Here is a 14,930-nt window from a genome sequence, read left to right on the forward strand (position 1 = left end):
TCATTCACTTCACATGAACATTAATAATCCGTTTTACTGATTTCTCATTAACCCCATGGATTTTCTGTCGGGTATCTTACGCCTGCCGGCTGGTTATATCCAATCTTCTTAACATCCAGTCCAAGGAATTTCACTACCTCATAGAATGCTTTTCCGTAATGTCCAAACATAACTGCTCCATGATGCGGATAGTTGCCCTCGATCAGTACGTGACGGTAGAATCTTCCCATTTCTTTGATTGCGAAAATACCGATACCACCGAATGATCTTGTAGGTACATCCAGTACTTCACCTTCTGCAACATAAGAAACCAGCTCGCCCTCGGAATTGCACTGTAAACGATAGAATGTAATGTCAGATGCAGCAATATCACCTTCAAGAGTTCCTCTTGTAAAGTCTGGTTCAGATCCTGCCGGCTCAAGAAGTCTGTGCTGAATCAGCTGATATTTAACAGCTCTGGAATCACACATCTTGCATGCAGGAGTATTTCCACAATGGAATCCCATAAATGTATCAGTAAGCTTGTAATCGTATTTTCCTTTGATATCTTCATCATAGATATACTGTGGAACAGAGTTGTTGATATCAAGCAGTGTAACTGCATCATTGGAAATGCAAAGTCCGATGTACTCACTAAGTGCTCCGTAGATATCAACCTCACAGGATACCGGGATTCCTCTGGAAACCAGACGGCTGTTTACATAGCAAGGTTCAAATCCAAACTGTGACGGGAATGCTGGCCAGCATTTGTCAGCAAATGCAACATATTTTCTTGCTCCCTTATGAGCCTCTGCCCAGTCAAGAAGTGTAAGCTCAAACTGTGCCATTTTCACATTAAGGTCAGCATAATATTTGCCTTCGCCCATCTCTTTTGCCATATCTGCACAAACTTCCGGGATACGAGGATCATTTTCATGCTCTTTGAAAGAAACAAGAAGATCAAGCTCTGAGTTCTCTTCAATCTCAACACCCAGCTCATAGAGGCCTTTAATAGGTGCGTTGCATGCGAAGAAGTCCTGTGGACGTGGTCCGAAAGTAATGATCTTAAGATTGCTGACACCGATGACTGCACGTGCAACCGGTACGAAATCAGCGATCATCTTTGCAATATCATCTGCTGTTCCAACAGGATATTCCGGAATATATGCTTTCAGATGACGCATTTTTAAGTTGTAGGAGCAGTTAAGCATACCACAGTAAGCATCACCTCTGCCGTTGATCATATCACCGTCACCTTCTGCTGCTGCTACATACATACAAGGTCCGTCAAATCTCTCTGCGATCAGAGTTTCAGGAGTTTCAGGTCCGAAGTTTCCAAGGAAAACAACCAGCGCATTACACTCTGCTTTGTTTACATCTTCAAGAGCTTTCTCCATATCCTTCTCGTTCTCAACAGTTACAGGACATTCATAAAGTTCACCTTTATAAGTTTCCTTGATTGCTGCACGTCTCTTTTCAGAAAGCTGAATCGGAAAACAGTCACGGCTTACTGCGATTAATCCAAGTTTTACTACTGGTATATTGTTCATAATATAAATTCCTCCATATTTGATATGTATTTATATGATTTTGTTATTCATTTACTATATTCTGATACTCTACTGCCACAGATTCCGAGCAACTCAGTCAATGGTGATATTCTCTCCACGAAGTCCGTTTACTGCACCCTCGATTGCCGCATCTTCATGTGCAATGAGCCATTTGTTCTTAGCTGTCAGCAGGCTGTCCTCGCCTGTCTTAGCTGTCTCAAATGTAAGATCTGTATTGGTTCCTGCCGGAAGTACGACTACACACTGGAAACCGCCATCCTGTACATTGCATGGCGCATAATGAAGTGTAGTTGCATATACTTCAATACCTGTTCCTGCAGGTACCAGGAATGCTTCGATCTTAGAAGTATCATATGTAAAATCATCTGTGATATCCTGCTGGCTTCCGATAAGCAGCACCAGATCTGTTACCGCTACATTGATCTCTGAACTGCGGTGATATTCTACTGCATTTAATTTCTTATTATGTCCGTTGCAGTATCCAATTTCGATCGGGATTCCGCCAAATCCTTTATTCTGCAGTGCTTTTGCTACATCCAGAGCTTCCAGCTCCTCAACAGATGGTACATAAACCACATCATCCGGAACCGGTGTATGTTTCATTTCTTTGAGAAGAGCACTGAAGTCATACCCTTCAAGCACCTTTCCATATTTACGGAAGGAAGCATCTGTTACATTCTGAATTTTCACTTCAAAAACCTCCTTATATTCTGTCGATATTACGTTTTCTTGACTGTGCTTAGAATATATCAGAATAAAGGGTATTTTTCGCCAGTTTTCTTGTCTAATCTATAGCGTTTTTTTGACCTTTTTCATTTATCTGTTTTCGCATCTCACTTGGAAGTATCCCATATCTTTTCTGAAATTCCCCGGAAAAACCCCTGCTGCTGCAAAATCCATTATCTAGTGCAATCTGACTAATTGTATGGTCTGTATTCAGCAAATCCCTGTACGCATATGCCATACGGATATCCTGCAGATAAGTTTTATAGTTGATTTTTGCATATTTTTGAAACATTCGCGACAAATATGCATCCGAGTATCCAAAAGTAGCCGCCACATCAGAAAGCTTCAGTTCCTCCCTGTAATGCTCACGCATATATGTGGTGATTTTTGACAATGCATCCAGACGGCGGCTGTGTCGGATATCCTTCTCCCTGGTCTCTGTCACACGGTAATCCTTCACCAGGATATACATGATCTCGTAAAAAATAGAAATTGTCCGGAACTCATATCCAATTTTCCGCTCGGAATACACATGATATAATTTACGAAGCAAAGAAGCCAGTTTCTTATCCACCAGCTCCTCCTGCCCCCGAAAACGGATATATCTCTGGGCAGTAAAATAATTCTCAAACTGTTTCAGAGGAATCTGCAGAACTACTGTTTTATTTTTCTCCACAGCATGGATAGAGTGGATCTCATTGGAATTAATGATTATCTGCTCTCCAGCTTTCAGCGGATATTCATCCTTATTTACAAAAAAATCCAGTCGCCCCTCCATCACAGCAAAAATCTCTACAGACGTATGCCAGTGCTTCTCACGCACATAATTGCCATTTCCTCCTTCAAAAAGAAAAACCTTAAACGGAAGTCCCTCATTAGGAATGATCAGTTCATGCTGAAACTCCATATATATTCACCTCCTAACAAAATAACCGCAGTATTCGGATACTCCAATATACTGCGGCTATTTCGATAACTATCCAGCTTTCTGCATACCAAATCTGCTGGATGATCCTATTCTTCACATAGTCCCACCCACTGCTTATTGCTTTTCGCAATTGAAGCAGGGGACTTACTTGATTCGGTTAAGATAACACATTATTTGCAGAGCTCTGCCACAACCTGATTAATTACCTTTCCGTCTGCTTTTCCTTTCATATCAGCCATAACAGCCTTCATGATCTGCCCCTTATTTTTCGTTGCGATCACATCTGCAAATTTTTCTTCCAGATATGTCTTTACCTCTGCTGCATCCATCTGTTTTGGTGCATATTTGGCAATCACATCATACCTTGCCTGATATTCAGCCTTCAGATCCTCACGGCTTTCCGGACAGGTATCCAACTGTTCTTTTACAGTTTTCAACTCCTTCAAAATAACTCTGTCCACCAGATCGCTCTTAATTTCATCACGGCATCCCTCATCGATCGCTACTTTTTTTACTGCAGAGATCAGAGAGGAGACTGCTTCTTTTGTTACTTTATCTTTGGCTTTCATAGCTGCAACCATATCTTTTCTTAATACTTCTAATTCCATTTTATATTCCTCCTCGTTTTTTCTAGTGATTCCATATCGTTCTACTGCTGCACAGTCAAATGCGCCTGCATTCCTGATATTTTTCACTCAAATCATAATTCTATTCATCAGCATACCACGATTTATCTGAAAATCCAATGCTAATTGACATAAAAATTAATTTTTTAGTCCCCGCTTCATCGTGTTCTCCAGTTCTTCCATTTGTCCCAGGATCAGTTTCTGTCTGTCATCAAACAGTAGTCCCTTGTTGTGACGGTAATACTGGTCAGAACCATTTTCCCGGATAAACCAGATACTGTAAAAGTTTGCATTCAGTTCCGTAATAAATGCTACCATTTCCTGGCTGTCACCAAAGGCTGCTTCCATAAAATCAAAAACATTCTGAAGCGTCTGAGAGATATATTCTGTCTGAGTTTCCAGGTTGTCTGCCTCCGCTGTAAAAGCAGTTTTTGTCTGCTCATAGGTATCTTTTTCCGAAATTTCAACAGCTTTATTATTCTCTGTTTTATCTTCAGAACCAGTTTCTCCCCTCAGTTCTATCCATAATTTCTCAAGAAAATCCACTGTACGGATAAATACTTTTTCTTCATTTTTAGTGAGAAGCTCAGATTTTTTTGCAGTCTGAAAATCATTTTCTGCCTTTTTATAAATGGATTCCAGCGTCATTTCCGGAAGGTTATCTCTGTATTCTGTCATGTAACCATAGAGCTTTGTCACATAGGCATCCATAAAATAACAGTCTGCAAATAACTGGCTGAGCTTTCCGTTCAGCAGACCAACAATACTCAGATGCTCATCCAATGAAGCATTGCGGATCTTACCCAGAGTGATGGGTGTCCATTTACCCTGAAGCAGATCCTCCACTGCATAGTCTGTCTTATACTTATTGTATAATGCCAGATATGCGGCAAAATCTTTTGCGATCATTGGATGCTGGATATACTGATATACCACCTCTCTGTCCACTTCTTTATCCAGTGTTTCATATACCTGTATCAGCCTTGAAAGATCTTCCCAGCCTCTGGCAGTGGCAAAAATCCGTCCGTCTACTGTGTTCTCCATTCTGTAGAAATTCTTTCTGCGAAGCTCCAGATAAGAGATCACAGCCGGATGGATTCCCTGCTCATAGGCATATTCTTTCCACACTTCAAAATCCGGCTGCACATCAATCCTCTTGATTCTGTCAAGGGTTACTACGTCAAATTCGCGGACAGATTTATTGTATTCCGGCGGGTTTCCTGCTGTCACGATCACCCATCCTTCCGGTACTTTCTGATTGCCAAATGTCTTTCCCTGAAGAAACTGCAGCATCATAGGCGCCAAGGTCTCTGATACGCAGTTAATCTCATCAATAAAAAGAATTCCTTCTCTGAGACCTGTTTTTTCCATCTTTTCATAGACAGAGGCAATAATCTCACTCATAGTATATTCTGTGACAGAAAAAGTCTCCTGACCAAAGGTTTTCTCTTTGATAAACGGCAGTCCTACTGCACTCTGACGGGTGTGATGTGTGATAGTATAAGATACCAGACCTACCTTACATTCCCTGGCGATCTGTTCCATAATCTGCGTCTTTCCAATACCCGGTGCCCCCATAAGGAGAATTGGTCTCTGGCGTATGGCCGGGATCAGGTATTCTCCAAATTCATCCTTCGCAAGGTATGCTTCTATTGAGTCCTTTATCTCCTGTTTTGCTCGTTTTATATCCATAATGTAAATCCTTTCCTGCTGAACACTTCTTACTTTTACTCAGTTTTCTCATTTCCTTGATATCCACGAATTACTCCGCGATTTGCAGCTCCCGCAATTATAATTTTCTCTCTTCATTACCTGTCTGGCTTCTCAAAATCATCCTCATCCAGGATCAGTTTCATAGCCCATACCGGCACATCCACATCTCTGTAATTATCCTGCATAAACACAAATGCAGTCTTATATGGTGGCATTTTCTTCGGGTAAATCCCGAATCCATCCGTAAAATAGATCAGCCCTTTCAGGTTATGAAATTCATGCTGTTCCAGCAGTTTGTCCACCCATTCAAATGCAGGCCTGAAATCTGTTCCGCCATCTCCATACAGTTCCAGATGTTCCATATAGTCTTTCATTTCTTTCCGGGAGGTAATCCTTTTATCTGTGTGGACTTTCTCATCACACTGAATGATGTGCACATTGATTTTTGTAAAAAAGCTCTCACTCTCACTAAGTACACCGTAGGTTTCCTCCAGAAACTTTCTCACCAGTTCTCCTGAACAAGACATGGAGGTATCGATAATGATCACGAACTCCTCTATCTTCTTAACTTCTTTGGATTCCAATGGTTCGATCAACGGCATATTTCCATAAAGACGCAGACCGTAGGTATAGAAATTGTAATCAAAACTGTCATCATCCACTGCCAGTTCTTCATGAAAAACTGCAAATTTCCGCAGGAATTCTCTGTAATCGTACCGACTTCTGTTCTCTGTTTTTATCTGCTCCAGGAAATCTCCGTCCCGCTCACCTGCCTCCTGTGAAAAGGTTTCCAGGTCCGTCTCGATTCCATCATTGATCTCCCCCCATTTGCGGCTGAGCATGGGATTCGGTTTCTGATCCGGTTTCTTACTTTCCCAGTATCTGTGGTCATCTGTGCGAAATTCCTGTTCCAGATTTGTAAGATCCTTTTCGTTCAGATTCCATTCTGACAATATTTTATATACTCTCTGTGCGTTGAGGGTTTTTCCCTCTTTTTCAAGGAGACGGTAGGTTTCCCTTCGCAGAAGACTGCGTGAGAAACGGATACTCCGATAGCTCATCCCATCTATCATATGCTCCACTGCAATGTCACAACTCAGATCACGCATACGTTCCTGGATTGTGATTCCATCGTCTGCCCTCTTCTTACTTTCTGTACCGTTCCATGCAAAATGCCGGAAAATACAGTGGAATACCATATGCAGATACCCTCTGTTCACCAGAATCCTGTTCTCTCTATATAAGCCTCCCAGCATCTGCGGCTGGAAATACATCACTCTTCCATCCGTTCCAAATCCATGGACCTGACCATCCATCTGATAAGAAAAACTGCTCAGCGCCACATCCAAAAACCGCATTCCCAGATATAATTCATCCCGCGCAGCCCTGAGAATACTGCTGCCGATTTCCTGCAAACGCTCTGCTCTTTCTGCTATTTCCTGTATTTTATCCTCTGGCTGCATCATTATTTTCCTCTATATCTATCACAGTTCAAACCTCTTTTTTCTTAGTATAGTTCTTCTATTCAAAGATTTTTCTGTAGTTTGTGATTGTTCATTTTTCCCCTGCTCTGTCCTGTCAGCTTCCTGACTATTTTGCAGCTTATCCACATCTATACGTTCACTTCCTGCCGTATTATCCACCAGATTTGCTCTTTCATTCATCAAAAATGCGGATACTTCCGTTTCTTTTCTCTTAGATGCACAATCTAACGCAGGATCAATTCCTTCCAGTGTCCAGAGTTTTTGCGAGGATATCACTTCCAATCTGTGCATATCCTCCTGCTTTACCAGATATTCTGCAATATCTCCCAGATTCTTACGGATATATTCCCTGTAATTCTCCCTGGCTTTCCCGGTCAGTTCATAAGGAAACTCCAATCTGCCAAATGACATATCAACCAGAACTTCCAGCTTATCCATGGCTACCGCCATTTCAAAAAGCCTGTCATATTCCTGATAATTCAGCTCCTTATCATAAAAACACTGCCTGTAATTACTGCCTGATCCATGATATTCCGTATACAAAATACGCGCCGGAGTGTTCTCAACCGCCTCATCATAATGCTCCGGAAATACAAGTCTGGCTTCTTCATACTCATAAAGAAAGTTTACATCTATCCTCTGCCACATCTCGCCCAGCATTTCCTTAACGCCTGACTTCTTTCCCTGTCTCATATGAACAGTCAGCTTCTCCAATGCATGGCAGCCTGTAAATGCACCACAGCCTATCTGCATCAGGCTGTCAGAAAACTCCAGCTTTTTCAGATTCCCGCAGCCATAAAAAATATATCGTCCAATCTCTTTTAAAGTGTAAGGAAAAACAATCTCCTCCACGTCATTTCCTGCCAGAACATGCTCTTCTCTGCCAAACTCAAGACCATCTGACACTTCCCACAGACTGGCATTTTTCAGGTCTTCCTTCTCATCCATATGGCTAGAAAATGCATACGGTGCCGCACTGATTACCAATTTGTCATCTATCATTCCCGGAATCTCAACTCTGCCCTCTATTCCAAAACACCGCAGAATTTCAATCCCGCCAGATTTCTCTCTGTAGTAAATCTTCATTTTCTCATTTCTCCCCGAAGATATTTTCTCTCAAAGCACATAAAATCATCCCTGAAAAGTATAATACTTCCCAGGGATTTTTTCCATACTACTGATGCTTAATATTAAACAGATATTCGCACTCCACTACCCACCTATAATCGAATACCGATATAAAGATTACCATTAGCATAATACTGGCTCCGGTTTAAAGTTCAGATAATCTCCCGACACCAGCTTGTACTCTATTCCATCCACATAGCCTTTAAAGCTGTCATCATATCGCTTCTCTCCATGACAGTGAGAATAGATCACCTTCTCGGCGCCAAATTCCTGTGCCATCAGGGTAAACGGACTCTCCATCTCTCCAATACTTGTAGGCGGATAATGAAGAAACATGATAAACTTCTCATATCCTGCTGCCTTCGCCGCTTCAAAAGAGCAGCGCAGCCGCCCCAACTCCCGCTCTCGGATCTTCAGAAAATGCTCATAGCTGTCTTTTCCTTCATAACAGTAGCCTTTGGTTCCCACCAGCGCATAATCCTCATATGTATAAAAATTATTCTGCAAAAATTCCAGCTTTCCTCTGAACATCTCATTCAGATTTTCTGTCTTCTTCGCATCCCAGAACATATCGTGATTTCCCCGAAGCAGAATCTTCCTGCCCGGCAGAGCCATAATAAAATCCAGATCCGCCTGACACTCTGCAAGATCTCTCCCCCAGGAATGATCTCCTGTTATCACTACTGTATCATTCTCTGTTACTCTCTTCTTCCAGTACTTCTCAATCTTAACTACATGGTTCTTCCATCTTTTATCAAATACATCCATAGGTTTATTGACTGTAAACGAAAGATGAAAATCACCGATTGCATATAGGCTCATTGTACACTCTCCTGTCTGTTCTGCTCGTTAATTATCTTCCAATCTCGATACTCATGGCATGCCAGGCTTCTCCGCCCCAGGTGGAGTTTGCCTGACCCAGATCTGTAAAGCCGAATTTCTCATACATCTTCACTTTTTCATCCAGACAGGTGAGGAAAAGTTTCTTTCGTCCTTTTTGTGCTTCCTTCTGGCAGTATCGGGATACCAGTTCACGTCCCAGTCCCTGCATACGATATTCCGGACGGACATCCAGACCCAGAAGCATGATATTTTTGCCTTCAGGATTACTCAGGGAAATATCTGTGAAGAATTCATCTCTGAAAGCCTCCTCATCTGTAGGAACTCCATTAAGAAATGCAGCCAGCTTTCCGGTTTCCTTATCCTCAGCTACCAGAAATGTTTCTGCTGTTGCTTTTATTCTCTCTGTCAGACTTTTCGGGGAACATGCCTCATTTGGCGGGAAACAGATCTGCTCGATCTCTATCGCCTGCTGTGTCTCCTCCGGTCTGATACATCTGAATTCAAATCTATCCATATTGTTTGTACTCATTTTTATATCCTTCTCCTGTTATCTTGTTATTTCCTGCATATTCGCAATCTGCCAGTTTCCCATATAGTTGTTTTATCTACATCGGGCAGCTTCTCTTTGATTTCTCATCCAGATCTTCCCGTACGTAGTGTGCATTAAACTCCATGTTAATGTCGCGGATTTCCTTCGTACCATCAATATATTCCTGATACATCTCTGCCAGTCCCGCCATACAGCCATCACAGCTTGCAGAAATATTCCCAAAAGATTCTTCCACAATCTGTTTTCTTTCCTCTCTGGTTGTATCCTTTATCAGAATACTCTTAATCTCCATAACATTCACCCCGGCTTTCTTTGGTATTCTTTTGATATTTCTTTCCTAATACCTTTTATTTGATTGTAACATCTGAAAGCATTTTTGTGAAGCTAAGAAACAGGCATAAAAAACGGTCTGATTACATTTTCTCAAAATATGTCGATTTAAAGTGCTAAAGTACTGGAATTTTAGATAACACCATGTTATACTTGTGAAGGAAAATATGCAGGCAGTCCGGTCAGGTACAAAATATTTCTGACTTCCGGCATTATGAAAGATCTGCATGTACTTATATGGAGGAAATAAATCATGTCTATGAAAATTAATCACGAGCTCCCTTTACCGGAGGTTCTGAAATCTCAGTACCCTCTCAGCCAGGAACTCAAAGAAGTAAAAAAACAGCGCGATGAAGAAATACGCCGTATCTTCACCGGTGAATCAGATAAATTTATCGTCCTTGTAGGACCTTGTTCCGCTGATAACGAAGATACAGTCTGCGAATATGTACGCAAACTGAAAACAGTGGCAGATAAAGTCTCTGACAAACTGATGATCATCCCGCGAGTCTATACAAATAAGCCCCGTACCACAGGTGACGGTTACAAAGGAATGCTTCATCAGCCAGACCCTGATAAGGCTCCTGACCTTCTTGCCGGAATTATTGCTATCCGCAAGATGCACATGAGAGTTATGCAGGAGACAGGACTCTCTTCTGCAGATGAGATGCTTTATCCTGAAAACCGCAGCTATCTGGATGATATTCTCTCCTATGAAGCTGTAGGTGCACGTTCTGTGGAGAACCAGCAGCATCGTCTCACTGCCAGTGGCATGGATATTCCTGTCGGTATGAAGAATCCTACCAGCGGTGATCTCTCTGTTATGCTGAATTCCGTCACTGCTGCACAGCATCCACACCACTTCATCTACAGAGGAAATGATGTGGAAACTTCAGGAAATGATCTGGCACACACAATTCTCAGAGGTGGTGTAAACCAGTACGGACAGACTATTCCTAACTACCACTATGAAGATCTGATACGTCTGTCTGCTCTGTATGCTAAAAAAGATCTTAAGAACCCTGCCATCATCATAGATGCCAACCACTCAAACTCCAACAAGCAATACAAGGAACAGATCCGTATTGTTTCAGAAGTACTTCACAGCCGCAACTATAATCCGGATCTCAGAAAGCTGGTTAAAGGTGTTATGATTGAAAGCTACCTTCTCGAAGGCCGCCAGGATATCAGTGATCATATGACTCCTGGCTGTTCCATCACAGATCCTTGCCTCGGATGGGAAGATACAGAACGGCTTATCTATGATATTGCTGAGAAATGCTGATTTTTATGGATAATACAAATAATTCCTGCTGTTGTGGAGAGACAGAACATTTTTCAGGCTGCCTGATCTGTGGAGCACCGGTCACATACAGCGTCGAAAGTTCTGTGAAAACCTGCAGCATCTGCCACAAAGAGCAGCTGACAAATGCTGTCTGTGAAAATGGCCATTTTGTCTGTGATGCCTGTCACAGCTATGGTACTTATATACCGGTGATCATAGCCCTCAGAAGCAGCACAGAGAAGGATCCCCTGCTGCTTCTGGAAGAGATCATGGACCTTCCTTCTGTCCACATGCATGGACCTGAACATCATGCCATTGTTCCCAGTGTTCTTCTGACTGCACTTCGCAATAATGGAGAGCGTATGAATTACGATACCGCATTATCTGAAATCTGTAAAAGAGCGAGGCAGGTTCCCGGTGGTACCTGCGGTTACTGGGGAGTGTGTGGTGCAGCAGCAGGTGCCGGAATCTTTATGTCTGTTATGACCGGATCCGGTCCCCTCCATAAGGATGCATGGCCCTTTCCTCAGAAGCTTGTCTCTGTTATTTTATCCAAACTGGCTGATGTTGGTGGTCCGCGCTGCTGTAAACGCACCAGCAGAATTGCTATTGAAGAAGCGATCAGGTTTTACAGGCAGTTCAGCTCTGTAAAGATTCCGCTGTCTTCTGTACTATGTAAATATTTTGAAGATAATAAAGAATGTATCAGAGAGGACTGTCCGTATTATCCTGTGAACAAATAACTATTCATAAAATAAAAAACAGAACGAAATCCGACTGATAGTCAATGGGTTTCGTTCTGTTTTCTAATAGTTTCTCTATAAAATAATACGTTTCGCAGGATACAATGCCCTATCGCTCCATTCTGCTTTTCTGCAGTCCAAAGAAATAATATTCTTCTCTGTGCAGACATTTCTGATCAGTTCTTCTCCGTTATCTGATATAAAAAGTGCTGTGATTTCTTTTTTCCCTCCAACACTCCTTACACAGTAATCTACCAGTTCCGGAAACTGAAACAGTAATTCATCCATTTCTCTCATACTTTTGGACTGGTCGATGCGCCTTACAAAATCCAGACGCCTTACCTCACTTCCGCAGATACATTTTCCGGGGATGATACGTGTATGATCGCCGGTCCTGTATCTGATCATAGGCTGTGCCTCCATCCCAATGGTTGTGATCACCAGTTCTCCCCATTGACCGTCAGGCAGAACATTTCCCTCTTTATCTATGATCTCTGTGATACAATGATTCTCCCTCATGTGCATGCCCTCATGAGCCTGACAGCAAATCGCACCCCCAAGCCCCATCTCTCTGGAACCATAATGAGGCCAGAGTGGTGTTCCCAAAATTTTTTCTATTGCTTTCATTACTGTTTCCGGACAGGCATCCCCTGATATCAGTGCTCTCTTTATACTGCCTTTTCCACACATTCTGAGCATGGAAAGCAGTGCTGTCGGCATACCTACATAAGTATCCGGCCGCTCCTCTTCCAGAATTGTTTTTAACTCACCATAGGTTTTATTGTTCCCGGTTAAAAGGGGGTGTGCTCCTATACGTCTGATTGCTTCTGCGATCAGCTCTCCCAGTCCAGAAGGACCTGAAAACGGCATGGCAACCATAGTCCTGCTTCCCGGATAAATAAACTCACCAAGTCCGGCCATAAAAAGTTCTATGGTATGTTCACAATCTCCTTCTGTATAAAATACACGTTTACCTGCACCTGTTGTTCCGCTTGTCTGTTCTGAAATGATCCTCTGTATTTCTCCCTGAGAGCACAGTAACATCCTGCCCCCTTTCTGAGCAAGGTCGGATTCCGTTGTAAAGGGAAGGGTTTTCAGATCATCAATGCTTTCCAGCCTTTCCGGCAGATCTCTATAAAATCCCTGCCTTTCTTTTTCTCTTTTCAGAACAGCATTCAGTTTATCCAACTGTATTTTGTTTATTGTTTCCCTTGTAATATCTGTAATTTTTTCCTGCCTACAGATCATTGCATCTATATTGGATCGTTTCACTTTCTGTATAAATATATTCCTTTCAGATTAGTCAGATTATATGCACAGAACGGTACCATTCCGTGATCAGGATCCACTTCACAGATATAACAGCGTTTCAGACGGTCAAGATCCAGATTCCAGGCATCCTGAAAGATCATACCTGATACTGCAAAGGTTTCATTATGTATCCGGATCAGAAACTCATCTAGCGCATCTGTCTGTGTCATTTCTCCCTCATCATAGGTTTTTGTACTGTAGCTCCACTGATTTTCCACATACTGCCTGGAATCATCACTGGTAGTACAGCAGCATCCTTTTCCTGATTTTTTTTCAAGAAGCTTCAGTTCCCGCTCTCCTTTTCTCAGATAACTTGCATGAAAGGAGCAGTAGGGATTCTCTGCGCCGCCGCCTGCAAAATCCTCAATTTTCATCAGTCCCTCTGTCTGTTCTTCAATAAGTCTCAGCATCTTTGGTATGGTGATGGGATTTTGGGGGCGCTTCTGGGAACATCTGCCAAAATAACTGATAGGCTGAAAATGTACGCCACGAACAAAGGGCATATGATCCAGACCAAATTTCAGAATATTCCCTACCTGCATATCATTTACTCCCGGCGCAATGACCGGCACAAGAGCAATACCAAGCTCTGCTTCTGAGCAGTTTAAGACCGCCTTTTTCTTCAGTTCCATCATAGCCTGTCCACGTAAAGTCTCATAAACCTGATCTGTCACACCGTCAAACTGAAGAAATACTGTATTCAGTCCTGCTTTTTTCAGCTTTCCGGCATACCCCTCCTCCCTGGCAAGCCGGATCCCATTGGTATTTAACTGAAAAAATGTAAATCCTTTTTCTCTTCCCATATGTATGATTTCAGGCAGATCGTCCCTCATGGTTGGTTCTCCTCCTGAAAGCTGTATATTAAAGGGACCTCCGTGAGCCATCAGAAAATCATACTGTTTTTCTATTTCACAGATGGGAATATCTCCCTTTTCCCTGTCTTCTCCTGCTGAAGCAAAGCAGACAGGACAATGCATATTACAGCGTTTTGTAACTTCCAGGATCATACAGCAGCCTTTTCTTTCATGTTCCTCACAGAGTCCGCAATTATCCGGACAGGATTTTTCTTTAACCTTCGGATTTACAGGCGTTTCTGCTGAGAGATTTTCTCTTCCCCAGGAAAGATAATCTGCTGCATTTCCTTCCCAGATCAGGGTCTGAAATTTTCCATGAGCATTGCATTCCTTTACCAGATAGATCCCGTCTTCACCGATACCTTTTATGGCAGGAACTACCTTCATACATTCCGGACAGACACTCTTTGTTTTGCCGATGGTGATCAAAGCTTCAGTACCTCCCGCTCTGTCAGAATTTCCATAACTTTTGTATAAGTATCTGCAATAAGTCCAGGACATTTCTCCATGATCACACCCCAGTCCAGATGAGTGATATCCTTACAGTAAAAAGCTCCGAATTCTTCCTCTGTCTTCTGGCGGAACCACTGATATAATTCCTGTACAGCCGGTTTCATCTGTGCATCTTCCTTCTCCTCAGGAGCCAGATTTCCGAGAAAATATCCGATGGCACAGGCACTTCCTGTCAGACATCCGCAGGTATCTCCACAGTAACCGATTCCTCCGCCAAGGCCTCCCATTGCCTTTACAAGCTGTGGATTTTCCTCTCCTATGGTTTCCAGAGTCATGATCATAATGATCTGTGAACAATGATATCCCATGCTACCTAATTCCATTATTCTTTCGTAAAGATCCATAC

General features: G+C 42.4%; 15 protein-coding genes. 2 read left to right on the forward strand and 13 right to left on the reverse strand.

Annotated elements, in window-relative coordinates; all coding sequences use genetic code 11:
• Positions 1–47: 47 nt before the first annotated feature.
• From LJE09_RS09465 to LJE09_RS09510, 10 genes are all read right to left on the reverse strand, one after another.
• Positions 48–1,529, reverse strand: a complete 1,482-nt coding sequence (locus tag LJE09_RS09465; protein WP_008708129.1) for an L-fucose/L-arabinose isomerase family protein — start codon at positions 1,527–1,529, stop codon at positions 48–50.
• A 93-nt stretch (positions 1,530–1,622) separates the two neighbouring features.
• A complete protein-coding gene (locus LJE09_RS09470) occupies positions 1,623–2,240 on the reverse strand; it encodes a DUF4867 family protein (RefSeq protein WP_008708127.1) in 618 nt (205 codons plus the stop codon).
• Positions 2,241–2,334: 94 nt separating this feature from the next.
• Positions 2,335–3,183, reverse strand: coding sequence for an AraC family transcriptional regulator (locus LJE09_RS09475; RefSeq protein WP_173683517.1), 849 nt, complete (start codon positions 3,181–3,183; stop codon positions 2,335–2,337).
• A 191-nt stretch (positions 3,184–3,374) separates the two neighbouring features.
• Positions 3,375–3,812, reverse strand: coding sequence for a GatB/YqeY domain-containing protein (locus tag LJE09_RS09480; protein ID WP_025578938.1), 438 nt, complete (start codon positions 3,810–3,812; stop codon positions 3,375–3,377).
• Between the two features lie 156 nt (positions 3,813–3,968).
• On the reverse strand, positions 3,969–5,522 hold the full coding sequence (locus LJE09_RS09485; RefSeq protein WP_227311245.1) for an ATP-binding protein: 1,554 nt from the start codon (positions 5,520–5,522) through the stop codon (positions 3,969–3,971).
• A gap of 116 nt (positions 5,523–5,638) precedes the next feature.
• On the reverse strand, positions 5,639–7,006 hold the full coding sequence (locus LJE09_RS09490; RefSeq protein WP_227311254.1) for a vWA domain-containing protein: 1,368 nt from the start codon (positions 7,004–7,006) through the stop codon (positions 5,639–5,641).
• A gap of 21 nt (positions 7,007–7,027) precedes the next feature.
• Positions 7,028–8,113, reverse strand: coding sequence for a leucine-rich repeat protein (locus LJE09_RS09495; protein ID WP_227311247.1), 1,086 nt, complete (start codon positions 8,111–8,113; stop codon positions 7,028–7,030).
• A 165-nt stretch (positions 8,114–8,278) separates the two neighbouring features.
• A complete protein-coding gene (locus tag LJE09_RS09500) occupies positions 8,279–8,977 on the reverse strand; it encodes a metallophosphoesterase (protein WP_173681174.1) in 699 nt (232 codons plus the stop codon).
• A gap of 31 nt (positions 8,978–9,008) precedes the next feature.
• Positions 9,009–9,527 carry a GNAT family N-acetyltransferase gene (locus tag LJE09_RS09505; RefSeq protein WP_020437248.1) on the reverse strand — a complete coding sequence of 173 codons (519 nt, stop codon included), beginning with the start codon at positions 9,525–9,527 and terminating at the stop codon, positions 9,009–9,011.
• Positions 9,528–9,603: 76 nt separating this feature from the next.
• Positions 9,604–9,840, reverse strand: a complete 237-nt coding sequence (locus tag LJE09_RS09510; protein WP_022380801.1) for a hypothetical protein — start codon at positions 9,838–9,840, stop codon at positions 9,604–9,606.
• Positions 9,841–10,131: 291 nt separating this feature from the next.
• Here LJE09_RS09510 and LJE09_RS09515 point away from each other — a divergent pair, with 291 nt between their 5' ends.
• Both LJE09_RS09515 and LJE09_RS09520 read left to right on the forward strand, forming a co-directional pair.
• Complete coding sequence (locus LJE09_RS09515) at positions 10,132–11,163, forward strand: 3-deoxy-7-phosphoheptulonate synthase (protein ID WP_118758770.1); 1,032 nt, start codon at positions 10,132–10,134, stop codon at positions 11,161–11,163.
• A gap of 5 nt (positions 11,164–11,168) precedes the next feature.
• Positions 11,169–11,906, forward strand: coding sequence for a DUF5714 domain-containing protein (locus LJE09_RS09520; protein ID WP_008708080.1), 738 nt, complete (start codon positions 11,169–11,171; stop codon positions 11,904–11,906).
• 75 nt (positions 11,907–11,981) lie between these two features.
• On the opposite strand, the gene LJE09_RS09525 is transcribed toward LJE09_RS09520, so the two are convergent.
• The 3 genes from LJE09_RS09525 to LJE09_RS09535 are packed head-to-tail and all read right to left on the reverse strand — an operon-like array spanning position 11,982 to position 14,928.
• Positions 11,982–13,154 (reverse strand): DVU_1553 family AMP-dependent CoA ligase, encoded by a 1,173-nt coding sequence (locus LJE09_RS09525; RefSeq protein ID WP_334303161.1) that lies wholly within the window; start codon positions 13,152–13,154, stop codon positions 11,982–11,984.
• 20 nt (positions 13,155–13,174) lie between these two features.
• On the reverse strand, positions 13,175–14,500 hold the full coding sequence (gene trsS / locus LJE09_RS09530) for a radical SAM (seleno)protein TrsS (RefSeq protein ID WP_022380797.1): 1,326 nt from the start codon (positions 14,498–14,500) through the stop codon (positions 13,175–13,177).
• Positions 14,497–14,928, reverse strand: coding sequence for a DVU_1555 family C-GCAxxG-C-C protein (locus tag LJE09_RS09535; protein ID WP_008708077.1), 432 nt, complete (start codon positions 14,926–14,928; stop codon positions 14,497–14,499). The genes trsS and LJE09_RS09535 overlap by 4 nt, the downstream gene beginning before the upstream one ends.
• Between the last annotated feature and the right edge of the window lie 2 nt (positions 14,929–14,930).

Source organism: Blautia sp. DFI.3.45, from assembly GCF_020593505.1.
In the GTDB taxonomy this organism is placed as follows: Bacteria; Bacillota; Clostridia; order Lachnospirales; family Lachnospiraceae; genus Blautia_A; species Blautia_A wexlerae.

Coding starts and splice junctions, on each gene's coding strand:
- LJE09_RS09495 (WP_227311247.1), bottom strand. CDS start 8,113: ATGAAGATTTACTACAGAGAGAAATCTGGCGGGATTGAAATTCTGCGG.
- LJE09_RS09505 (WP_020437248.1), bottom strand. CDS start 9,527: ATGAGTACAAACAATATGGATAGATTTGAATTCAGATGTATCAGACCG.
- LJE09_RS09520 (WP_008708080.1), top strand. CDS start 11,169: ATGGATAATACAAATAATTCCTGCTGTTGTGGAGAGACAGAACATTTT.
- LJE09_RS09490 (WP_227311254.1), bottom strand. CDS start 7,006: ATGCAGCCAGAGGATAAAATACAGGAAATAGCAGAAAGAGCAGAGCGT.
- LJE09_RS09510 (WP_022380801.1), bottom strand. CDS start 9,840: ATGGAGATTAAGAGTATTCTGATAAAGGATACAACCAGAGAGGAAAGA.
- LJE09_RS09480 (WP_025578938.1), bottom strand. CDS start 3,812: ATGGAATTAGAAGTATTAAGAAAAGATATGGTTGCAGCTATGAAAGCC.
- LJE09_RS09525 (WP_334303161.1), bottom strand. CDS start 13,154: ATGATCTGTAGGCAGGAAAAAATTACAGATATTACAAGGGAAACAATA.
- LJE09_RS09465 (WP_008708129.1), bottom strand. CDS start 1,529: ATGAACAATATACCAGTAGTAAAACTTGGATTAATCGCAGTAAGCCGT.
- LJE09_RS09535 (WP_008708077.1), bottom strand. CDS start 14,928: ATGGATCTTTACGAAAGAATAATGGAATTAGGTAGCATGGGATATCAT.
- LJE09_RS09485 (WP_227311245.1), bottom strand. CDS start 5,522: ATGGATATAAAACGAGCAAAACAGGAGATAAAGGACTCAATAGAAGCA.
- LJE09_RS09500 (WP_173681174.1), bottom strand. CDS start 8,977: ATGAGCCTATATGCAATCGGTGATTTTCATCTTTCGTTTACAGTCAAT.
- LJE09_RS09475 (WP_173683517.1), bottom strand. CDS start 3,183: ATGGAGTTTCAGCATGAACTGATCATTCCTAATGAGGGACTTCCGTTT.
- LJE09_RS09515 (WP_118758770.1), top strand. CDS start 10,132: ATGTCTATGAAAATTAATCACGAGCTCCCTTTACCGGAGGTTCTGAAA.